Source organism: Enterococcus avium, from assembly GCF_002891025.1.
In the GTDB taxonomy this organism is placed as follows: Bacteria; Bacillota; Bacilli; order Lactobacillales; family Enterococcaceae; genus Enterococcus_A; species Enterococcus_A avium.
Window position 1 is genome coordinate 827,244 of the sequence record NZ_NBSL01000003.1, and the last position, 24,067, is coordinate 851,310.

A 24,067-nucleotide genomic window follows, 5' to 3' on the forward strand; every position below is an offset into this window, starting at 1 on the left:
AATTTCTGAAAAAATAATCTGCTATAAATAGAAATGGCAGTTTAAGAAATTTGAAGTAAGAGGTGTGAAAATGAAGCGAAAAAAAATAATTGACCAATTAATATATGGCTTAATGACCTTGTTAATTTTGATCAACTCACTGACTCCTTTGACAGTGTTTGCCGAGGATAAACCTGCAATAAAGCTTGAAAATGTTTCGGAAGGACAGAATGCGAGTCAACTTGACGTTCAGCTTACATTAGAAGAGGGGCAAGAAGATCGCAGAGTTCAGCTCTCTCAACCAGTCATTCAGCAAGCGACTATAGAAATAGCTGGAAAATCAATAGCATTAAAAATAGAGAACGATCAAGAGCTTATTATTCCAAGAGATGTTGCTGGAGTAGGAACCATTCATGTAGATCTTAAGGATATAAAAGGGCTATCTTCCTTGGATATTTCTTATGAGCAACAGCAGTTGACCTATACGTTTGAACAAGCGACTACATCTGAATCAGCGAGTTCAAACGAAATAACAACGAGCTCTTCAGAAACTGGCAAAACAGAAAACACAGAGCCTGATTCATCGAAAGCGACTGAATCAGCAACAGCAGCGACAACAGAATCCACTCAGTCAGAAACTAAGCCGCGGGCTGACGGCCCTACCGATATTCGAGAGTATTTTCCGAATGGTGAAGGAACGATTTTGACGAGCTCGAATTTAGTTTATTTGGATGAGGATGGCAATGTTGTCACCCCGCCGATTACATCTAACATAACCGTTCGGGCGTTTTATACCTGGAATATCCCAGAAGATGTGCGTCAGCAAATCGAACCAGGCGATTACTTTGATTTCAAATTACCTGAAGAACTGAAGCCTAAGCAGGCACAAGTCGGTGAGTTGAAAAACGAAGCAGGCGAAGTTTACGCCAAATATACCATTGATCAAGACGGAAATATTCGTTTTGAATTTACTGAAGAGGTAAAAAATCAAAGTGATATTAATGGCAGTTTTTATTTTGATACGGAGTTCAAAAAAGAGCATATTGATGGCCCCGGTGACATCACTATTCATTATCCGGTGGAGGATGACTTACCGCCTGTCAATATTGAGATCCGTCCTGATACGGAGCAATCCATTGACAAGCAGGGACACTTTGATCGGACTCCTAATCCTAGCAGTGTCGAGTGGACAGTCGACTTTAATCAATCCATGAACCATTTAGAAGATCCGAAGATCACGGAAAAATGGCCTGAAGGAATTGACTATAAATCTGTAAAAGTAATGGAATTAGAAATGAATCTCGATGGAACCATCAAAGAAGTAGGTCGAGAACTCAGTCCGAATGAATATACTGTTGATAAAAATGGCAATGTCACGATTTTAGGTGAGACCAACAAAGCCTATCGTTTAGTTTATCAAACAGATATCAAGGATTCAGCGAAGCCAGAGAATGGCGGGAAAGTCAGCTTTACTAACGTCGCACAGTTAACTGATAAAAATGATGACGATGGAATCGATGCCAAAGCAACTGTGACAAACACATTCGGAAAGCCAGTTGAAAAAAATATGGTTAATTATGACCCCAATAATCAGGAATTCAGCTGGGCGATCAAATACAACTATGACGAGAAGAATATCGCTAAAGGTGATGCCATCATTACGGATACCATTAGTAAAAATATGGACCTTATCGATGATTCAATCAAGCTTTATCCAATCACCTTCGATAAAAAAGGAAATGAAGTTAAGGGAGAAGCTTTAGTTGAAGGAAAAGATTATGTTTTGGAGCCCAATCCTGATGGTGAAGGATTTGTCATTAAATTTTTAAATGATGTCGACGGAGCGGTGCGAGTCGAGTACAAAACCAAGGTGAACGGTATCGTCTCCGATCCTACTCAAGTAACAAATAATGTTACGACAGGCACGGGGCAAACAGATGGTGACAAAGGAACGGCGCAGCAACAAAACGTGATCAAAAATATTACAGATATCGATTACGCGGACAAAAAAGTTGGCTGGAAGATCAATGTCAATAAAAATCACTATTACATGGAAAACCTAGTGTTAACCGATACCTATTCTCCAATACCAGGTCTATCAATGGCGATCAAAGAAGATTTAAAGCCGGATTTTGAAATTCGTGATGTAACGAAGAATCGTGTATTGGTACCAGGACAAGATTATGATCTTGAGTTATTAAGTGATAGCTCAGGAAAAAATGAGATGGGCTTTAAGGTCGTTTTTAAAGGAGATTACAATCCAACGGAGTCCGAATTAGAAATCAACTATCGGACGAATTTTGATGTGAGCTTATTGGACCCTAATAATCCTGAGTTAGATCATTTTAAAAATAAAATGCAGGCTGATTGGGAGGATAAAAATGGCGGGAAGCATACTTCTGATGACGACAAAGACTTCAAACCTCATGATCCATTCCAATTAAACGCTCAAAAAAGTGGGATCTATAATGCTCAAACGAAGCATATTACTTGGACGATTGCAGTGAATCTCAGTCATAATATCCTGACGCACGCACAGTTGCAGGATAAGATAAAAGAAAATCAAGATTACGTTGATGGTTCGTTGAAGATTTACAAGGCTGAGGTCAAGAAAGATGGCACCGTTACGAAGAAGCAGCCTGAAGAAGTCGTAAATGACGAGATGAAGAAGATTATTGAACCTAGCACTTCCAATGATCAGCTGCTGCAAATTGATTTTCCTGAAGGTTCAGATGAAACGTATCTAATCGAATTTGACACCTCTGTAGAAGGGAAAATCGTCGAAGGATCGAATCAATACACCAATGTTGCACATTATGAAAACAATGACGATGATCGTGATGTCACCGGAGAGGTCAGCGTGAAATATGATGGGAAGTATGCACAAAAAACCGGCGAACAGGATAGTGAAAATCCTGATTATGTCAATTGGCATGCAGTGATCAATCCTTCCCAATCAACGCTTGATCATGTGGTGATCAAAGATGAACCCTCTGATAATCAGGTGATTGATCAAGATTCCATCCAATTATACGAAACAACCGTCGCAGAAGATGGCACCATTACGCCAAATTATGATAAACCGTTGAAATTAAACAAGGATTATATTGTAGAAGTCACCACAGATAATGTCACTGGCAAACAAACCATGATGATTAAGCTGAATGACAAAATCGATACCGCTTATCAGCTAGAATACCGCAGCTATATCACCTCCTCTTCTGAGGGAAGTAAAGATACTGTTTCAAACAAAATTACGGTAACAGGCGACAATGAGCAGACAGTTTCTGGTGGTGATGGCGAAGATGTCACGGTAGAACTGAATCATAGTGGCGGTTCAGCGTCTGGTAAAAAAGGCAAGCTGGTGATCCAAAAAACAGAAGCAGACGGAAAAACACCTTTAGCAGGGGCTAAGTTTGAACTTTGGAATACCTCAAAAACTCAATTGTTGCGTAAAGGTGAAGTTGATGAAAACGGCCAGCTTATTTTCGGGAATCTTCCTTATGGTGAGTATTTATTGATTGAAACAGCTGCACCGAAAGGCTTTACGATCTCAACCGATTTAACGGAAGGTCGGAGAATCACCATTGATGACAGTACTTCAACTGAAAATGCCGGAGTGATGACGATTCCGAATGAGCGCAACAAAGTCATCCTGCAAAAGACTGACGCTGACGGAAACCCCATCAAACTTGGCGGAGACATTCAAGAAGGTGCTCGTTTTAAACTAGAACATTTTAGCAATTTGATGCCGAATCACGCGCTTTGGGAACCAGTAGAATTGAATCCGGACCGTTTAAATAGTGAGGGGATTTTAGAAATTGATAGTTTGCCGCTAGGACTGTACCGGATTACCGAGATTGAGTCACCCAATGGCTATATTCTGAACAATGATCCTGTAACTTTCGTAGTCTATCGTAACAGTCATCATCAGATCCCGACGATCAATGTAACGTATAAAAACTATCAGGGTTCTGCTGAACTAATCAAAACAGACAGTGAAGGGAACCCGCTGCAAGGCGCAGAGTTTGATGTTTTAGACAGTAATGGCAAGAAAGTGAATTCACAGCCTTTGGTCTCACAAGCAGATGGAAAAGTCACCATAACAGGACTTGCACCAGGAGACTACAAATTTGTCGAAACCAAAGCACCACAAGGCTATATTCTTAACAATGAGGAAGTCCCTTTTACGATAGATGAAGTTGCTCACGGAAAACCCAAAACAGTGACGACGCAATCAAATGGTTCTCCTTTAGAATTAGCGAACTATCAAGGTTCTGTTGAATTTGTGAAGAAAGATAAAGAAGGCAAGGCGCTTGCAGGTGCTGAGTTTGATTTATACAATGAAGCGAATCAAAAAGTAAACAAAGAATCAATTAAATCAGGTGAGGATGGAAAGGTTCATGTCGATCACCTAGCGCCAGGAAATTACACGCTGGTTGAAACGAAAGCACCAGAAGGCTATCTCTTAAATAAAAAGAAGGTCACGTTTACGGTGAAATCGTCGCATAACGGTAAGGTTCCAGTCATTGAATTAGCTGACTATATTAACTACAAAGGATCTGTCCAATTAACGAAACGCAATACCGATGGGGAAGGCTTATCTGGGGCAGAGTTCACTCTTTACAAAGATGATATGAAAACCGTGGTAAAAACAGCTAAAAGTGATAAAAACGGCAACGTTCTTTTTGAGGATTTGGCACCGGGAACGTACTATTATCAAGAAACAAAAGCGCCAACCGTTACTGAAGGCTCTGATTATGTCATCAATCCATCCTTGATCAAAATAGAAGTACCTAAAGCTGCCGATGGAAAACCAGCGATTATTGATGTCGGTGATTTCCAGAATTTCCGCGGAAGAGCGCAAATCACAAAAGTGGGTGAGGGCGGTTCGATTGCAGGCGCAGAATTTGAGCTTTACCAGATTATTGATGGCGAAGAGCAGCCTGTACGAAAAGTGATCACTCCAGAAAATGGGATTCTTGATATTTCAGACCTTGGAGCCGGAAATTATAAGCTTGTTGAAACCAAAGCAGCACCGGGATATATCGTCAATGATCAACCCATCTATTTTGTGGTTCAGGAAAACGATGATCAAAATCCAATAATCGACAATCTAGATTTTGAAAATTATCAAGTAGAAGTATTTGGTCGGAAAATCAACGAGGGAAAAGAAGCCTTAGCTGAGGCCGAATACCAAATCTTTAAGGCAGATGATCAGGATCAGCCAACAGGAAATCCGGTCTCTGTCACAAATCGAGAAGGTCAATCTACAACAACCGTAGTTACTGATAAAAACGGTGAAATCTACTTTAAAGGAATTGACCTAGAGGGGAAAGCCTCGCAAAAATATGTACTTGTTGAAACCAAAGCACCTGAGGGTTATGTCTTAGACACCAAACCTCATCCATTTGAGATTCACGAACAAACAGGAAAACCAGAGCCAATTGATTTAGGTGATTTTATCAATTATCAGGGCTCAATCGAATGGCTGAAGAAGGATGAAGCCGGTAAGGCACTCCAAGGTGCGGAGTTCGAGATTCGCGATGAAGACGGCAAGGTTCAAACGGTGATGAATGCATCAGGAAAAGCAGTTGAAAAGCTTATCTCAGATAAAACAGGGAAAGTTTTTGCGACAGGATTAGCTCCTGGGAAATATGAACTCGTTGAAACTAAAGCACCAAAGAATTTTATCTTGAACAAAAAGATCGTTTCATTTGAAATCAGCGACAAAGCTTCAGGGAAACCTGAAACCATCACGCTTGAAGACTTTATCAATTATCAGGGCAGCGTCAAAATGACAAAGGTCTCAGATCAAGGAAAACGCTTGGCAGGAGCAGTCTTTAGACTGTATCATGCTGATGGAAAACAAGTTGGGGAATATACTTCTGATAAAAACGGACAACTCTTAGTCAAAAATCTTTCGCCTGGCGACTATTACTTTATGGAGAAAGAAGCTCCAGCTGGCTATACAATCAACAAAGAGAAACGAGAATTTACGATTCAATCAGCTGAAGAAAATAAACCAGCAATCGTTAATGTTGGAGAGTTTGTGAATAAGAAATTACCACCAGTTGATGTACCGAAATCGTCAAATCAAGTAAACAATTCTAAGCATGATTCAGGAACAACAACAGGAAGCTATCCGAAAACCAATGATACCCGCAACTCATGGTACTTGGTGGTTGGCTTAGCGGTTCTTATCATTGCTGGAACCATTTATTATAGAAGAAAAGAGTAATTCTAAAGACCTAAACAGTGAAGTGTTTGCTGCTTAGGTCTTTTGTTGAAGCAGTTAATCAAATGCGAAAAAAATGAGCTTCAGCTAGTATTTTTTATAAAATGTTTTAACTTCAAAAAGCGCAGCGATTTTAACGATCTCAGAACTTTTATCAAATAGAGAACAGCGTGATCAGCCTCTTAGAATAGTCAAGAATAGACTCCGAATTCGTCCTATGCAGCAAAATTTGAGATAGCGTATTAGAAAGGTTAAGACAGCTTTCTTAAAGTTGATATTGCGTCAATCTTTCAAGAAATGGTATGATTGCTTATGAACTGGAAAACTGGAGCTAGGGTTCCGCTCATTCGAATGAGGACTGTGACCGAGGGCTTCATCTTTTACTAATCTGTAAAAGGCACCTATTGATATAAAAAATCCGAGGGGAAAGGTTCAGTGTATTTGTAATGCACTGACTTTTTTCTCGGATTTTTTTGTCTGATGGGCTTGTTAGTGCATTCATATAAATCAAGAGTATTTGAAAGGATGACAAACATGAAGAAACTAGCTTTTTTTGATTTAGACGGGACATTGTGTTCAGGGGGAAGCCTGCGGGTGGATCAGGAGACGCTCGACGCTTTTGACCAGCTAAGAGAAAATGAGGTACTGCCAATCATTGCAACGGGTCGCAGCTATTATGAAGTAAAGGAGCTATTAACGCTACTAAAGGCGGAGCACTTCGTATTATCTAACGGCTGCTATGTACGTTTAGCCGGCAAAACAATCCAGAACGCAAAATTTTCAGCATCAGAAATTGAGAAAATTTTAGCGATTGCCAAGGAAAATCGTCTAGCGGCAGGTTACTTTAATCAACGGGAGTTCGCGGTCAATCGATTATCGGATGTTGTAAAAGAGCACATCGCCTATATGGGAATTCAGGAGATTCCAATCTCGCCTAATTTTTTCCATAAGAACCCGGTTAATTTTATGAATCTCTATTTAAATGAAGAGCTGGAGAAAAAAATAAGCACAGAATTAGCATCCTTAGCAGATACCGTTCGTTTTGCCCCATTAGCGATTGATGTCCTGCCGAAAACGGTCTCAAAAGGAACCGCCATCCAAAAGCTCTTGTCCTCGATGTCAGGTACACAACTAGAAACCTATGCCTTTGGTGATCAGAATAATGATTTAAGTATGTTTCAGCTGGTAGATTACGGAGTAGCAATGAGAGATGGGACAGATCAATTGAAAGCCCAGGCTTCTTATGTGGCGAAAACGGAGAATGGTGTGTTGGAAGGGCTAAAGCATTATGGATTGATTTCATAAGAAGTGACTAAAAGTAGGATAAAACAATGAGACTTAAGGCGGATGCTCAAAGTTTAAGAATTCGTTAAGCTAAGCATATCAATGAAAGAGAGTAGGAGAGAGTGTGAAAGGGAATAAGAGAAATATTATCTATTTGATGTTGGGGCAATTTATCTCTGTGTTTGGTGGATCGATATTACGCTTTGCATTGTCGTTATTTGTTTTGGATGTAACAGGAAGAGCTGATGTGTTTGCCACAGTCTTAGCAATCTCTAGTGTGCCGGTTTTGTTTGCGCCGATTGGCGGAGCAATTGCGGATCGTTTTGATCGAAAGATTTTGATGGTGTTAATGGATGTTGCTAATGCTATTATCGCGGCGCTATTATTCTTAGTAGTAGGAACCTCAGAATCTATCTTAGGTATTGGAATTTTGATCTTTATTTTAGCGATTGTCGGCAGCTTTGATACACCAGTTGTGGGAGCGAGTATCCCGTTATTGGTAGAAGAACACGAGCTAGAGAAAATCAATGGATTATCAAATGGAATTTTACAATTGTCTAATGTGGTAGCACCGATCATTGGCGGGATATTTTACGGATTGATGGGCGCGAAGCTGCTGGTTGCCAGCAGTATTGTCTTCTTTGTGATTGCTGCGATTGTTGAAAGCTTCTTGATAATTCCCTTTGAAAAACGTGAACGAACAACGGGAACTGTTATGGAAATATTAACTGCTGATCTGAAGGATGGGTTTAAAGAAGTCAAAAATAATCAAGTGATTTTCAAATCAATCGTGATTGCCGCGGCGATCAATTTTGTCTTGACCTCGTTCTTTATTGTTGGTTTACCAATTATTTTACGGATGACACTGCAGGTTAATGACACAATGTATGGTATTGGAATGGGTGTCTTTAGTCTTTCTAGTATCGTCGGGGCAATTCTAGCAGGACCGTTGACGAAAAATCTGAAGTTTAACAATTTTTATCGTGTATTTACTTATTCGGGAATTATCTTGGTGATTACGAATATTTCGTTGAGTATGACCAGTGCAAGTATAGGATTTATGGTTGTTCTTATTATGGAGATTATTATCGGAATGGTGTTGAGTGCAATCTCAATCTACCTAATCTCACTTGTTCAAAAGATTACGCCAAAAGCAAATTTGGGCAAGGTTATGGCAACCATTATCGCGGTAGCACAATGTGCGGTGCCGCTAGGTCAGTTGGTGATGGGATTAGTATTTAGAAATACGACAACCAATGTTTTTATCCCATTGCTTATGATCAGCGTGTTCGTTTTGTTAATCTCGTTTGTGTGCTTTATGATGTTCAGAGAGACCAAAGAAAGCGATATTTATACGGTAAAAGAATAACTAAGCAGCACGTCGGTATTTTAGAACTGACGTGCTTTGCTATGATTAAGAAGTTTGGTATAAAATGAATCTTCTGTTTTTTTGTTTATAACTTTTCTGTTAAAAACGACAATAATAATAAATGATGATGGGTTAATATAAATTTTCTTGCATTTTTGTTAGTGTTTTGGAATACTAATCTAAAAGGGGTGGATAAGAATGAACGCTCAAAAGAAATTACAAGCATTCGTTGATAAACAAGAACTGTGTTTTCTAGGTTCTATTACTGAAGAGGGATATCCGATGATTCGTGCTATGCTAAAGCCGATAAAAATCGATGATAACTGCTTGTATTTGCATACGAATACCTCATCGAATAAGGTTCAACAATTTTTGGCTAATTCAAAAGCCTGTGTATATTTTTATGATGCGAAAAATTTCACTGGTATATCGCTGATTGGAAAGATGGAGGTGTTGACAAAAGAAGCGGATAAAATTGAGTTTTGGCAGGATCAATACCACATTTATTATGAACAAGGAGAAGGCTTGTCAGATTTCACCGTATTAAAATTTACTTTTGATCAAGGAGAGTTCTATCAAGATTTTCAAGTAACCACCTTTTAAAAAAGAAACCTTAGAAGACCATATAAAGATAGTGTAAAGAAATAGACGCAAGTTTCACACTATCTTTAGGTCTTTTTTTTTATGCTTAAAAAGTAAAGAAAGTAAGCCTTGTTACAACAGAAGTAGGGCTAATAAGGAGAGAAATGAAATGACGATTATTTTGGGAATCATTGGACTCTTATTAATGATTTATCTTTTCTGGTTTTTATTTAAGGGGGAAGAAATATGAGTAGTGTCATCTATCAAGGATTATTTTTCTTGTTTATTTTATTAGCATTGGCGTTACCGTTAGGCTGGTATATCAAAGAAATTATGCAAGGTAAGATTCCAAAGGGTGTTCGATTCCTTCAACCTTTGGAGCGATTGTTTTATAAGGTTATCGGACCAATTAGTAAAAAAGAAATGTCCGCAAAGCGTTACGGAGCAAGTGTTTTATTATTAAGTATTTTATCAATCATATTGTTGATCGTCATTTTAATGACTCAACACTTTATGCCTGGCGGTTCATCCGTGAAAAATTTATCGTTGCCGTTAGCATTGAACACGGCTGTTAGTTTTGTAACGAATACTAACTGGCAGGCATATGCTGGAGAGACGACCTTATCAAATACTTCGCAGATGTTTGGATTAACCGTCCAGAATTTTGTTTCAGCAGGTGTGGGACTTTCAGTCTTAGTTGCATTGCTTCGGGGACTTTCACAGGTTAAAAAGAAGGTTCTGGGAAATTTTTGGCAGGATTTGACCCGCAGTTTGATCTATATTTTATTACCGCTATCAATCATTTTCGCGATTCTATTGATTTCTCAAGGAACTGTCCAAACTTTCAAATCAGGTATTTCTTATGAGGGATTAGAGGGGAAAAATCTCTGGCTTCATTTAGGACCAGTAGCTAGTCAAGTGGCGATCAAACAGCTTGGAACGAACGGTGGTGGCTTCTTTGGTGCAAACTCAGCCTACCCGTTTGAGAATCCGACAATTTTCTCGAACTTTTTAGAAAATTTGGCAATTTTATTGATTCCAGCCGCATTAATCTTTGCTTTTGGTTTTTGGGTTAAGGACTGGAAACAAGGTCGAACAATCATGATTGTTTCACTATTTTTCCTATTGTTGGCTTTTATTGGTGTGGCATTTAATGAGTTTTATGGTCCGGAATTTGCACATGTACTTGGAACAACGAATCTGGAGGGCAAAGAAGTTCGCTTCGGCGTTGGGTGGTCAAGCTTATGGTCTGTGGGAACAACTGCTGCTTCCAATGGTTCAGTAAATGCAATGCTGGATAGCTTTATGCCATTGGGCGGAGCCATTCCAATGTTCTTGATGCAGCTAGGAGAAATCATCTTCGGCGGCGTTGGCAGCGGGCTTTATGGCATGTTGGCATTTCTACTGTTGGCAGTTTTTATTGCTGGATTGTTAGTGGGGCGGACGCCGGAATACTTGGGGAAGAAAATTGAAGCCTTTGATATAAAAATGGCTAGTATTGTTATTTTAACACCATTGATGCTGACGCTGTTTGGAACAATGGTATTCGTTTTACATCCGGAAGTATTAACATGGCTGGCGAATCAGGGACCCCATGCATTTAGTGAATTGCTGTATGGAGCGACTTCATTAGCAAATAATAATGGGAGTGCTTTTGGCGGATTATTAGCTGATACGCCATTTATTAATCTTTTAGGTAGTTTGTTAATGCTTGTTTCAAGATACCTGCCAATCATAGCTATTCTGCTCTTAGCAGAAAATATGGGCAGCAAAAAGAAAGCGGCTTTAAGCTCAGGTACGTTATCTACTGTTAGTCCAACGTTTGTATCTATGTTAATTATAGTTATTTTAGTGATTGGTGCATTGAGCTTTCTTCCAGTCTTAGCATTAGGTCCGATTGCAGAATACTTTACGATGAAATAGATGGAGTGAGTGAAAATGAAGAAAATTTATCAATGGGCTGTGGGTCAATCGTTTAAGAAGCTAGACCCTCGTCAACAAATCAAAAATCCAGTGATGTTCGTTGTCTATTTAGGCGCGATCATCACCACGGTGTTATGTTTTTATCCGATGCATGTGCCGTTATGGTTCAGTATTTCTGTCACAGTCTTTCTATGGTTGACCTTACTTTTTGCCAATTTCGCTGAAGCTGTGGCAGAAGGTCGCGGAAAAGCACAGGCTGATAGTTTAAAGCAGGCTAAAAAGGAGGTTATGACCTATAAAATACAAAGTTTAGCAGATATTGAAGAAGAGAATTTTACCGAGTTGAGATCTTCTGATTTAAAACGTGGTGATTTGATTTATGTGCGTGCTGGAGAACAGATTCCGGCTGACGGCGATGTAATCGAGGGGGCAGCTTCTGTCGATGAGAGTGCTATCACAGGTGAATCCGCTCCCGTTATCCGTGAATCTGGCGGTGACCGCAGTGCGGTGACAGGCGGAACCACTGTTGTTTCTGACTATCTAGTAATTCGAGTAACTTCAGAAAACGGCCAATCTTTCTTGGATAAAATGATCGCGATGGTAGAAGGGACCCAACGAAAAAAAACACCCAATGAGATCGGACTACAAATTTTCTTGATTACTCTGACAATCATTTTTTTAACGGTTTCGATTACCTTAGTGCCATTTACAGACTTTAGCAGTCAGTTATCTGGTAAAGGTGAAGCCTTATCCATGATTATTGTCATTGCCTTATTAATCTGTTTAGCTCCGACAACTATCGGTGCGTTGATTTCCTCGATCGGGATTGCTGGGATGAGTCGTTTAACGAAGGAAAATGTCATCGCTATGAGTGGTCGTGCGATCGAAGCCGCTGGCGACGTGGATGTTCTTCTACTAGACAAAACAGGAACCATAACGCTTGGGAATCGTCGCGCCAGCGAATTTTTACCGGTGAATGGTGTCAGTGAAGAGCAGCTTGCTGATGCAGCACAATTATCTTCTTTAGCCGACGAAACGGCAGAAGGTCGCAGTATCGTGATTTTAGCGAAGGAACGCTTCAATTTGCGAGAAAGAGCATTTCAACAATCTGAAGTAACTTTTATTGATTTTAGTGCGAAGACTCGAATGAGCGGTATTGACTATCGCGGGGATGAGATTCGTAAAGGCGCCGCGGATACGATAAAAAAATACGTTCAGTCAAACGGAGAACAGTATCCAGCTGAATGTGACGAGATTGTTGATAAAATTGCTCGTGCAGGCGGGACACCTTTAGTAGTAGTAAAAAATAATCGGGTAATGGGTGTCGTCTATTTAAAAGATATCGTAAAAAACGGTGTAAAAGATAAATTTGCAGATATGCGTAAAATGGGTATCAAAACAATTATGATCACTGGTGATAATCCTTTGACAGCAGCGGCAATTGCGGCAGAAGCAGGAGTAGATGATTTTTTAGCTGAAGCCACACCAGAAAATAAAATGGACTTGATTCGTGAGTATCAAGAAAAAGGCCATCTGGTCGCCATGACAGGTGATGGCACGAATGATGCACCAGCACTAGCGCAGGCGGATGTAGCTTTGGCGATGAATACAGGAACTCAAGCTGCTAAAGAGGCGGGGAATATGATTGACTTGGATTCCAGCCCGACCAAATTATTACAGGTCGTACAGATTGGCAAGCAATTGTTGATGACTCGCGGCGCTCTAACGACCTTCAGTATTGCCAATGATATCGCTAAATATTTTGCGGTGATTCCAGTTTTATTCTATAGTATTTATCCCCAGCTGGATCGACTAAATATCATGGGATTAGGTAGTCCGTTGACAGCGATTTTATCTGCCGTTATCTATAATGCATTGGTAATCGTTGCACTGATTCCTTTGGCACTAAAAGGGGTCAGCTATCAGGAAAAACCAGCTAGTCAGATTTTACGCCATAACTTGCTGATTTACGGTTTGGGCGGAATCATTGCCCCATTTATTTTTATCAAAATCATCGACTTGATTCTTTCGATGATCATTTTATAAAGAAGGAGCAGAAAAAATGAGGAGAAGTATTCTAGGTAGTATACGATTTCTGATCTTTAGCTTAATTGTTTTCGGCGGATTCTATACGGTAGTGGTTACTAGCGTGGGCCAATTGCTTTTTTCAAATCAAGCGAATGGCAGCCAACTAACGAAGGATAATCAAGTAGTTGGATCAACCTTGATTGGACAACCCTTTGAACAGGATAAATATTTTTCAGGACGCAGTCAGCAGGTGAGTCAATTGTCGCCAGTTTCTAATGAACAAAAACGATTAGTTGAAAAACGAACCCAAGCAGAATTAGCGAAAAATCCAGCGGAGAAAAAAGTTCCTAACGATCTAGTCACAGTATCTGCTAGTGGCGTTGATCCGGATATCAGTTTGAAAGCAGCTGAATTTCAAGTATCTCGTATCGCTAATGAGCGCGGACTGTCTAAACGAGTGATTCAAAAGATCATTCAGGAAAAAGTACAAAAGGATTGGTTTTCTGATCGACAATATGTCAATGTTTTGCAGTTGAACCTAGCATTAGATAAACTTGATGTATAATTGGAATGGGTTCTCTAACCAGCTATGTGGTTAGAGAATTGTTGTGCATAGGAAGGAGGGAAAAAATGGAGAAAAAGCAAATGGGTGATGGACGCCGTGGCCGTTTACGCGTGTTTTTTGGTTTTGCGGCGGGAGTCGGTAAAACCTATAGTATGCTTTCGGAAGCTCATGAATTATTGCTGATGGGGAAAGATATTATCGTCGGCTATATCGAACCTCATGATCGCCCAGATACGAATCGCTTATTGGAAGGCCTGACGCAGATACCCCCTAAAAAAATTCTTTATAAGCAAATGCTTTTAACAGAACCGGATATTGATCAAATTATCCAGCAAAAGCCAGAGATTGTTTTAATCGATGAGCTGGCCCATACAAATGCTGAAGGATCAAGAAATCGTAAACGATATCAGGATGTAGACGAGTTGTTAAACGCGGGAATTGACGTATTCACAACTGTCAATGTTCAGCATATTGAGAGCTTGAATGATATCGTTGAGGAGGTCACTGGCGTCGAGGTTAAAGAAACTGTACCGGATACGTTTTTGCAGCAGGCAACCATCAAGGTGGTTGATGTGGAGCCCGAGGAGTTGATTGATCGTTTAGAGCAGGGAAAAATTTATGCCAGTGAAAGTGCGAAGCGAGCTTTGCAAAATTTTTTCATTCCTCAAAAGCTTGATCAGCTGCGAGGACTGGCAATACAACGTGCTTCTGATCATATCAATCGAATCAGTGCTAAAACGATTAGGATTCAAAGCAAATTGCTAACGGTGGTGAATGATGCTTTTCCTAAAATGACGGAAAAATCGATTCGTTGGACCGCGCGTTTAGCTCAAGGTTTAGGAGCAGAATGGACGGTCATTCAGGTCCGTACTCAGGAAAATACGCCCACTAATATACCCTTAGCAGAAAAGCTGGGTGCTGAAGTAATTAGTATTGAAGAGGATAATAGCTTTGAAACAATCGTCGAGTTCGCAAAAATGACGGGTGTCACAGATATCATTATGGGAAAAAATCTCCGCCAGCCTTGGTATGAGAAAATTTTCATTGAGGCATTTGATGACCGCTTGTTGAAACGTTTAAATGACACGGAGCTTCATTTGATTCCCTTTAAGGAGGAGAAGCAATCCCTCTTTCTTAGAACACGTAAGATCATAGAAGGTGGCGGGAAAGATTTGGTGATCGCGCTAGGAGGAGTCTTCTTGGCGACGATCGTAACCGAATTGATGCAGTATATCCATATTGGTGATCAAAACCTGATGCTGATTTATATCTTTTTTATTTTACTGGTTGCAAGAACTACATCTGGTTATTTTTGGAGTTCACTTGCGTCTATTTTAAGTGTTTTGTCCTTTAACTGGTTTTTCGTGGAGCCTTTGTATTCCTTGACTGTCTACAAGCAAGGATACCCAATCACCCTGCTGATCATGTGTTTAGTTGCGATCCTAATTAGTAATTTAATGGTTCGTTTAAAAAAACAAGCAGAAAGTTCAATGGAAAAAGAACATCAAATGGAATTGCTTTACGAGCTGAATAAGCAGTATGTCTTGGCCGACAATCGTAATCAAATTCTCGACATTTCAGCGACTTACTTATCTAGATTACTAGAACGTGAAGTAATCTTGTTTGATTCTCAGGCAAAAGTAGAAAGTGTTCATTGTATTAGTGGGAAACCTTCGATTTTAAGCACCAAGGATGAAGCCGCTGTTGCTTTCTGGACAGCTAAAAATCAAAAGGAAGCAGGCAACGGCACCGATACACTGATTGGGGCTAAAGGATTTTATTTACCCATCATCGCAAGCGGAAGAACATTAGCAGTTTTAGGGATCGAGCGTAATGCCGGACTTGATTTAGAAAACAATCAGCTCAATTATTTAAAGTTAGTTTTGACGCAACTTGCTGTTATTTTAGAACAAACAGAATTGAAGAATGAAAAAGAGCGGGTTGAAATGGAAAATGAAAGAGAAAAAGTCCGCAGCAACCTATTGCGAGCAGTCTCCCATGATTTACGAACGCCATTGACTGTTATTTCTGGCATTGCTGAAACGTTAGGTAATAGCGCTGACTTAAAAGAGATTACGCGTCAAAAGTTACTAAAGGATATTCAAGATGAATCTCAGTGGCTGATCCGAATGGTGGAAAACCTCTTATCCATCACACGTATCAATATGGATACGATGAAAGTGAATAAAACAGCTGAACCCATAGAAGAAATTATTGAAGCGGTGTATCAGCATTTAAAAAAGGTCTATCCAGAAGGACAGGTCGAGATTTCTTTGCCATCTGAGGTAACCTTTATCCAAGCAGATCCTATTTTGATTGAACAAGCGTTATTCAACATCGTTGAAAATGCCTTTCGACATGGAGAAGAAAAGCAACCTGTAAAACTAACTGTGTATCAGAAAAACGATCAGACGGTCTTCGAGATCGAAAATGATGGCGAAATCCCCTTAAAACAATTTGAAAAAATCCAAACAAATTTATCCAGCACAAGCGAAGTACCAGTGGATTCAAAAAACGGGCTGGGGATTGGATTGAGTATCGTAAAAACAATCATCCATGCCCACAATGGAAAGATGGAAATGATGGTTGGTGAAGGCAAGACGCTGGTTAGAATTTATTTGAAGTGAGGAATTTTTATGAAAGCTAGTATTTTACTGATTGAAGATGACCCGAACATCACAGATTTTATGGAGGTTGTCTTAGACCAAGAACGTTATCAATTAACGATTGCTAGTACGGGAATGGAGGCATTAACTGCCTTTCAAACAACTTCGATTGATTTAGTTTTGTTAGATTTAGGTCTGCCTGATATTGATGGAATTGATCTGCTGAAAATTCTGCGCAAGCGCCTGCATTTACCAATTATTATTATTTCTGCTCGAAGCAACGAGGAGGAAAAAGTAAAAGCCTTGGATTTAGGTGCTGATGACTATGTGACAAAGCCATTTGGCACAAATGAACTGTTGGCCCGCATTCGAACCGCTTTACGCCATCAAAATGTTCAGACAGAGGCTATCTCAGTTATCGAAAATAAAGCCTTAAAGATCGATTTTGAGAAACAATTAGTTTATAAGGATGGAAGAGAGATTCATTTAACTAAAAATGAGTATCGAATTCTAGCATTGATGTTTCGACAATTAGGCAAAGTTGTTACTTACCAAACCCTAATGACCGAGGTCTGGGGACCATATAGTGATGATTCACAAACATTGCGAGTAAATATGTCTAATATTCGTAAAAAAATTGAGAAGGATACATTGAAACCAGAGTATTTGATCACTGAAATTGGCGTGGGTTATCGTTTACGCGATCATCGATCCGAATAGTTAATAGTAAGCAATGACATCAGGCAATTATATTGCCGTCTCGTCATTGCTTTTTCAATGATAAAATGCCAACAAGAAACAAGATTATTAGGTGGGAAATGCAGTGAAATGAATAATTTTTTAAAACTTTTATTTATAGTAATTCTAAAGTAGAATAAGTCTTTTCCGAGCTGTTAATGATAATCATTATCATTTAATGGGTTCTATTTTCAATTAGCTGATTGCGGTGCTAATCTAATATTGAAGATAGATGGAGGCGTAGAGACATGAGTAATGTAAAGAAATTTTTGTTAACCGTAGTGATAGGAATTGTCGCGTTGATTCTGGAATTTGGCTTTCATCAAGAGCAATTGGCCTTTTGGCTGGTTGCTATTGTTGGAGGAATCATGGCGATTACTATGTTGATTGGTATGGTTAAAACGCTACGCTCTGGAAAATACGGAGTCGATATCTTAGCTATCACAGCTATTATCGCTACCTTGTTGGTGGGTGAATATTGGGCAAGCCTGATGGTATTGATCATGTTAACAGGTGGAGATAGTTTAGAGGATTATGCGAGTCATCAAGCAAGTCGTGAGTTACGCTCTCTTTTGGATAATTCGCCGCAGGTCGCTCACCGTGTCAAGGAAGAAGAAGTAACCGATATAGAGGTTGAGGAGGTTCAAGTTGGCGACACGATTTTAGTTAAACCTGGCGAATTGGTTCCAGTCGATGGGCGGGTTATCGCTGGGGAATCTTTTGTTGACGAGTCTTCACTGACAGGAGAATCCAAACCAGTCGAAAAAGAGCTAAATGACGAGCTGATGTCAGGCTCAATCAACGGCGATGCAGCGTTACGCTTCAAGGTTACAAAGACAGCAAAAGATAGCCAATATCAGACATTGGTAAAATTAGTTAAGGAGTCTGAAGCCAAGCCCGCTCATTTTGTCCGATTGGCAGATCGTTATGCGGTTCCCTTCACACTCATCGCGTATATTATTGGCGGGATTGCTTGGTTCGTCTCAAAGGACCCTGTTCGTTTTGCAGAAGTGTTAGTAGTTGCTTCTCCTTGTCCTTTGATTTTGGCTGCACCGGTGGCTTTAGTCGCCGGAATGAGTCGTTCCAGTCGAAATGGAATTGTGGTGAAAACGGGCACGTCAATTGAAAAGCTGGCGAGAGCAAAAAGCATCGCCTTTGATAAAACTGGTACTTTGACAGAAGGAAGACTTTCTGTTGAAGAGATATATGTGGCTTCGGAGGATTTCACAAAGGAAGACATTGTTGCTTACGCGGCTAGTGGTGAGCAAGAATCCAGTCACATTTTAGCTCGCTCTCTAGTGGCTTATGCAAAGGCAAAGAAGCTTCCTCTGTTGCCAGTAACAAATTTAGAGGAAGTTACTGGTCAAGGAATTCAAGCAACCGTTAATGACAAAAATATTCGTGTTGGAAAAGCTTCATTTGTTGGTACAACCACTCAGCTAAGTAGTGAGAAGACAGCAGTTTATATCTCAATCAATGATTGCTATGTGGGGTACATTACATTTACTGATATTGTTCGCAAAGAATCGGCGGAAACGATTAAGGAATTAAATCAACTAGGAATTACGAAAACGATTATGTTGACGGGAGATCACCAATCGATTGCTAATCAAATAGCAGAGGAAGTTGGAATTTCTGAGGTATATGCGGAATGCTTGCCGGAGGAAAAAATTAATGTAATCAAAACCTTGAGTGACGCAGATCGTCCAGGAATCATGGTAGGAGATGGCGTTAACGATGCGCCGGCGCTTGCTGTGGCGGACATTGGAATCGCCATGGGGGCTCATGGATCGACTGCAGCTAGTGAAAGTGCCGATGCGGTGATCTTGAAGGATGATCTTAGTCGTGTTTCAGCCGCTGTCCGCTTATCTCAGGACACGATGCAAATAGCTCGTCAATCTGTGCTGATCGGGATTGTAATATGTGTCATTTTGATGTTGATTGCAAGTACTGGTGTGATTCCAGCATTGCTAGGAGCGGCTCTGCAGGAAGTGATTGATACGGTTTCGATCCTATCTGCATTACGGGCAAGAAAAGATCGGTGATTATATAATAGAAACATACTAAGATTAGAGGGACGAATCAGTGACGGCTGATTCGTCCCTCTATCTTTTCTTTTTGGATTATAGTGAGAAGTGAGAGAAAGCTCGGACATAACCTCATGGGCGGCGTATAAGCCCGCATTTAAAAACGAGCTTCTTCACTTACATTCTTGAATCAGGTTTAAGTATGTTGGGGCTTCGAGCCCGTGTATAGGAAATTGGAATCGGAATGAGTAGTGAAGAACTTTCTAAAACAGAAAGAAGGATTTGTATGGCAACGATTGTCGCACTAGATGTTTCAAAAGGAAAAAGTTTTTATGTGATGTATCAAGAAATGACGTGTCTTTATGAAGGTGAAATCACGCATACCAAAAGCGGTTTTCAAGAATTACATGCTCTTATTAAGAATTTACCTGAAGTGCCGGAAATTGTCTTTGAATCGACAGGTATTTACTCTCGACCAGTAGAAACTTTTTGTCAAAAGAATCAGTTGATTTATTATGTTTTAAATCCACTTCAAGCCAAACAACAGATGGAAAAGGAATCTTTGAGAAAATGGAAGACCGATAAACGGGATGCGCATCGATTAGCACAAACTCATTGGAATAATTCAAGGACGAAGTCTGTTTCAGCTGAACCTCTCTATAAAGAACTTAGAGACCTTTCAAGATTCTATCAAGAAATCATGGATGAAATCGGACGTATGCGCATGCATTTGCACAACGCCATCCAACTAACCTTTCCTGAACTGGAACAAGTCTTGTCTAACAGGCTTACGCCATATGGGTTGACGATGATCGCTCAATACCCTCATCCATCATTCGTACTGAAACAATCTAGGACAATCATTAAAAATCGTCTAATGGCCTCTACCGCAAAGAAAATCTCAGAGAATCGTGCAAGAAACAAAGCAGATGAACTGATTGCTTATGCCAAAGATTCCTATCCAGCTGTTTCTGAAACGGCGATACCCGTCGCAAAAACACGCTATTATGCGGAGCAGCTCCAAGCTCTTTTAAATCAGAAAGAACGCTTAGCGAACCAAATGATTGAAACAGCCAAACAGTTGGAAGAATTTTCAGTGATCGCTAGTTTTCCTGGCATTGGTGAACTCAGTGCTGCCCAGTTCATTGGTGAGCTAGGAGACCTTCGACGGTTTTCTGATCCCAGAAAGGCCAACGCTTATATTGGTATTGACATAAGGCGCTATCAATCTGGAAACTATTTAGCACAAGACCACATCAATAAACGTGGAAATCCAAAGGGTCGAAAAATTCTCTTTTTTATTGTCAAGAATATGATAAAAGCACAACACGCTGCTCCAAATCACATTGTCGATTACTATTACAAATTAAAAAAGCAACCCCTCCCGAAAAAAGAAAAGGTTGCCATCGTAGCTTGTATGAACAAGCTGCTAAAGTGTCTCCATGCCATGATTAGGAATGGGACAAAGTACGATTACTCGTACACGGTCTCAATGGACCATTAATATAGGGTAATTATACCACGATTTTCCCTCCTTTAAAAAAAAGCAAAGTGAGGGCTATTTGATGTGGGTAAAAATAAATAGAGGCTCTTCTTCGTTTCTCTTGACTAATCGTAGGAAGATGAGGTTGTGACAGAAGTGGTCAGCTTCAAGAAATAAGAAGGAATTTCCGAAAATTGTTCCTCAAATTTTTGTGAAATTTCGGCTTATTTCCGAAGAAGCTACTTCTGGAACACCGTTTATTCGGAAAAAGAAGCTATGACAAGTCTTTTGTCACAGCTCCTTTTTTAATGGTGACGGCCGTGATGACTACCCATTTGCGGCTGTATGTTGTTATGATGTACACGATTCTGCTGTTGCGCGGGCACATTGTTTTGCGACGTTTGATTTGTGTACTCCCGGTGTTGCCGCACTTGCTGTTGTTGGACGGGTTGTTGCTGAGTTTCCTGTTGCTGTGCTGGCTGTTGGACTTTCTGAGCTTGGGTGGTTTGTTGATTCATGCTAGTGGTTTCTTGAGCTGAATCATAATTATTTTGCTGGCCGTATTGATTTCCGGTGCCGTCCTGTGGCTGCGTGTTATTATCTGCTGCAGTCGGTTCAGTTGCTGGGTCGGAAGTTGCTGGGTCGGAAGTTGCTTGAGTTTGCTTTGCTGCGTAATTTGGACAATCAGCGATTCTTGGCCGATTAGCGCGTCTTGAACCGGTCCCGTCTTGTTTGCCGTTTTGTGATCTAGTAGTCCCGTCTTCATCTAAACGATTGAGAATATGATCTTGTCGCAAAGGGCACTCTGCTCGTGGTGTTTTATAAATGTTATTAATCGTACAGTAGCGCAGATTTTGAACGTCTTGATTCGTTGCAACAGCGTCTGCTTTTAATGTAGTGAAGCTTAATATGCCAACAAATAATAATGAAGCTGATACCAATTTCTTTTTATGACTCTTCATGAGTGATCTCCTCCTTCAATTGTAGTATAGGAGGAGAATGTGGCAAAAGTATGGCAATTATGAAGTGGGTAATAAAATTTTGACCAAGAATTGATTGCCAATTACTTCTGCCGTAATTTGACCTTCATGGCGTCGAATGACTTGCTTAGCGATGGCTAATCCTAGACCAGTCCCATTGACATTTGTGCTGCTCTGCCGTTGAAAGGACTCAAAAAGCTGTTCTGGATGCTTGATCGGATTATGCCACTTGTTACTTATATCAATCTCCAACATCTTCGTTTTTTTCGCTATTTCAACAGTAATCAGCGAATATTCCGGCGCATATTTCGTTGCATTATCCAGCAAAATTTTAATAACTTGCGTGATCCGCAAATAATCTGCATGGATCATGTGTGGTTCAGACAAGTGATTTTCTAAGCGAATTTCTTGGCCTTTTTCCTTCAAAACTAATCGATAGCTACGCAGGGCATCATTGACACAATCCAATGGATCAACGAGATCCTTCTGTAGATGAAATTCAGTTGATTGCAATCTGCTTAGTTCCAGTAAATCGTTGATCAGTCGTTCCAAATTAGTGCTTTCCTTTAATAGCTGCAATAGATACTCTTTTTCTTCCTGTGTACTCAAATAACCGTCAGTAATCGCCTCTAGCGAGCTTTTGATCACCATGACCGGAGTCCGAAGTTCGTGGGATATTTGCGAAAGAAAATCCTTTTCTGACTGCTCTTTGCGGTCACGGGCTGAACGAGCCTCTGCCAGTCGTTGGCTCAACAAAGTCAACTGATCGCCTAATTCCTGCAGTTCGTCTTTTGTTTGGATCGCTAAGGTTTCTTCGTAGTTTTCATTTGCCAGCTCGTTTACGTAGCTCCGCATCATTTCGATCGGTTTGACGAATCGTTTGGAAAGACGCCAAGCCAGAAAGCTTGCGATAATCACCGCACCTACGAGACTTAACAGCAGCATCAAGTAGCCGGACATTTGGTTTTGATGAATGACATCAACCTTTGAACGCATCAGGACTACAGCCGCAACGGAATCATTGTCCATAACAGGTGTTGCAATCGTTAATTCTTGTAGCTGAAACAGATTTCGTTTTTTTGCCACTTGCATTTTCTTCGTATCGAAGGTAGCAGTGACTAGCTTTTTCGCCTCATTTGGCGGCTCAATCTGTAGATTGGCATTGTCATGATGAGAGGTCATGACCGGGTTCATTTCTGTATCTAAAACCCAAACTTCTTCACCAGCGATTTGATTGAGAAAGCGCAAAAAGGCTCCATAACCGCCCATGCCGCCGCTTTGTCCCATTTTCGTGTTGGAGCTGAAATACTCCGTTAAGGTTTCACTGATCAGTTTACTGCGATGGGTCATTTCTTCTTGATGCAAGTCTTCAGTCTGCTTGGCAAACAGTACACCAAAGAACAGAGCAATCATAGTGGCAAAAATCAATAATAGACCGACAAAATGCTGGATCAGACGAGTCGTGATTTTTTTCATGAGCAAACCTCAATTCGATAACCTTCGCCCCAAACGGTTTCAATCTGACAATCGGTAACGCCGGCTTTCTTCAATTTTGCTCGCAGACGTTTGATATGGCTGTCAACGGTACGACTGTCGCCGTAATAGTCATAGCCCCAGACTGCATCCAGTAAATTATCACGGGTAAATACCTTATTCGGATATTTTGCGAAAAGAACCAACAATTCAAATTCTTTTTTGGTCAATTTGATTTCCTGTTGGTTAACGATTGCTTGGCGTTTTTCTAGAAATAAACGGAGCGAACCAAGAGATAATTGGTTGACAGACGGTTCTTTTTCAAAATGAATGCGCCGTAAGATTGCTTTGATCCTAGATAGGACCTCCTTGGGTGAAAAAGGTTTGATAATATAATCATCTGCGCCCACCTCCAATCCTAAAATACGATCCGCATCTTCTGATTTGGCAGTGATCATAATGATTGGAACCGTCGATTTTTCGCGAATCTGCTGGCAGATCGTAAAGCCGTCGACATTGGGCAGCATAATATCCAATAGTACAAAATCAACCGAATGTTTTTCAAAATAGGGGAGTGCTTCTTTGCCGTCGTGTATCACAGCAGTTTCATATTCTTCCTTGTTCAAATAACGCTTCAGGACATCAACAATCTGTTCATTATCTTCAATAATCAAAATTTTCATAACCGTTCCCCCCCTTTATTCTGCATTTACCGCAATTATATCTTAGAAAGAGAGCAAAAATAAAGAACGAAAGTAGTTTCTTCGCATGGTATCATAAAAGAAAGTAGAG

At 40.3% G+C, this 24,067-nt stretch carries 14 protein-coding genes; 11 read left to right on the plus strand and 3 right to left on the minus strand.

Translation table 11 applies throughout. From position 1 onward, the window contains the following. Nucleotides 1-70 precede the first annotated feature (70 nt). From AUF14_RS19620 to AUF14_RS19675, 11 genes are all read left to right on the plus strand, one after another. Entirely contained in the window at nucleotides 71-6,220 is a 6,150-nt protein-coding gene (locus AUF14_RS19620) for a SpaA isopeptide-forming pilin-related protein (RefSeq protein WP_102866525.1), read from the plus strand. Nucleotides 6,221-6,751: 531 nt separating this feature from the next. Continuing rightward, a complete protein-coding gene (locus AUF14_RS19625) occupies nucleotides 6,752-7,522 on the plus strand; it encodes a Cof-type HAD-IIB family hydrolase (protein ID WP_102866526.1) in 771 nt (256 codons plus the stop codon). A gap of 103 nt (nucleotides 7,523-7,625) precedes the next feature. Further along, nucleotides 7,626-8,870, plus strand: a complete 1,245-nt coding sequence (locus AUF14_RS19630) for an MFS transporter (RefSeq protein WP_102866527.1) — start codon at nucleotides 7,626-7,628, stop codon at nucleotides 8,868-8,870. 198 nt (nucleotides 8,871-9,068) lie between these two features. Continuing rightward, nucleotides 9,069-9,473: a pyridoxamine 5'-phosphate oxidase family protein gene (locus AUF14_RS19635; RefSeq protein WP_102866528.1), complete on the plus strand. Its 405-nt coding sequence runs from the start codon at nucleotides 9,069-9,071 to the stop codon at nucleotides 9,471-9,473. Between the two features lie 225 nt (nucleotides 9,474-9,698). Beyond that, on the plus strand, nucleotides 9,699-11,375 hold the full coding sequence (gene kdpA / locus AUF14_RS19645) for a potassium-transporting ATPase subunit KdpA (protein WP_102866530.1): 1,677 nt from the start codon (nucleotides 9,699-9,701) through the stop codon (nucleotides 11,373-11,375). A 15-nt stretch (nucleotides 11,376-11,390) separates the two neighbouring features. Next, the gene (kdpB, locus tag AUF14_RS19650) at nucleotides 11,391-13,421 is read left to right on the plus strand and encodes a potassium-transporting ATPase subunit KdpB (protein ID WP_102866531.1); all 2,031 of its coding nucleotides are present in this window, start codon (nucleotides 11,391-11,393) and stop codon (nucleotides 13,419-13,421) included. Nucleotides 13,422-13,437: 16 nt separating this feature from the next. Next, nucleotides 13,438-13,968 (plus strand): potassium-transporting ATPase subunit C, encoded by a 531-nt coding sequence (locus tag AUF14_RS19655; protein ID WP_102866532.1) that lies wholly within the window; start codon nucleotides 13,438-13,440, stop codon nucleotides 13,966-13,968. 65 nt (nucleotides 13,969-14,033) lie between these two features. Then, the gene (locus tag AUF14_RS19660) at nucleotides 14,034-16,595 is read left to right on the plus strand and encodes a sensor histidine kinase (protein ID WP_102866533.1); all 2,562 of its coding nucleotides are present in this window, start codon (nucleotides 14,034-14,036) and stop codon (nucleotides 16,593-16,595) included. A 9-nt stretch (nucleotides 16,596-16,604) separates the two neighbouring features. Next, nucleotides 16,605-17,294, plus strand: a complete 690-nt coding sequence (locus AUF14_RS19665) for a response regulator transcription factor (RefSeq protein ID WP_102866534.1) — start codon at nucleotides 16,605-16,607, stop codon at nucleotides 17,292-17,294. Nucleotides 17,295-17,560: 266 nt separating this feature from the next. Then, nucleotides 17,561-19,357 (plus strand): heavy metal translocating P-type ATPase, encoded by a 1,797-nt coding sequence (locus tag AUF14_RS19670; RefSeq protein WP_016178478.1) that lies wholly within the window; start codon nucleotides 17,561-17,563, stop codon nucleotides 19,355-19,357. 268 nt (nucleotides 19,358-19,625) lie between these two features. Then, complete coding sequence (locus tag AUF14_RS19675) at nucleotides 19,626-20,843, plus strand: IS110 family RNA-guided transposase (RefSeq protein WP_102866535.1); 1,218 nt, start codon at nucleotides 19,626-19,628, stop codon at nucleotides 20,841-20,843. Between the two features lie 284 nt (nucleotides 20,844-21,127). Here the strand turns inward: AUF14_RS19675 and AUF14_RS19680 are convergent, their stop codons facing one another. Genes AUF14_RS19680 through AUF14_RS19690 form a run of 3 tightly spaced genes read right to left on the minus strand, consistent with a single transcriptional unit; the run spans nucleotide 21,128 to nucleotide 23,958 of the window. Further along, entirely contained in the window at nucleotides 21,128-21,784 is a 657-nt protein-coding gene (locus AUF14_RS19680) for a hypothetical protein (protein ID WP_102866536.1), read from the minus strand. 57 nt (nucleotides 21,785-21,841) lie between these two features. Next, nucleotides 21,842-23,278 (minus strand): sensor histidine kinase, encoded by a 1,437-nt coding sequence (locus AUF14_RS19685; protein WP_102866537.1) that lies wholly within the window; start codon nucleotides 23,276-23,278, stop codon nucleotides 21,842-21,844. Further along, on the minus strand, nucleotides 23,275-23,958 hold the full coding sequence (locus AUF14_RS19690) for a response regulator transcription factor (RefSeq protein ID WP_070504928.1): 684 nt from the start codon (nucleotides 23,956-23,958) through the stop codon (nucleotides 23,275-23,277). The genes AUF14_RS19685 and AUF14_RS19690 overlap by 4 nt, the downstream gene beginning before the upstream one ends. Nucleotides 23,959-24,067 lie beyond the last annotated feature (109 nt).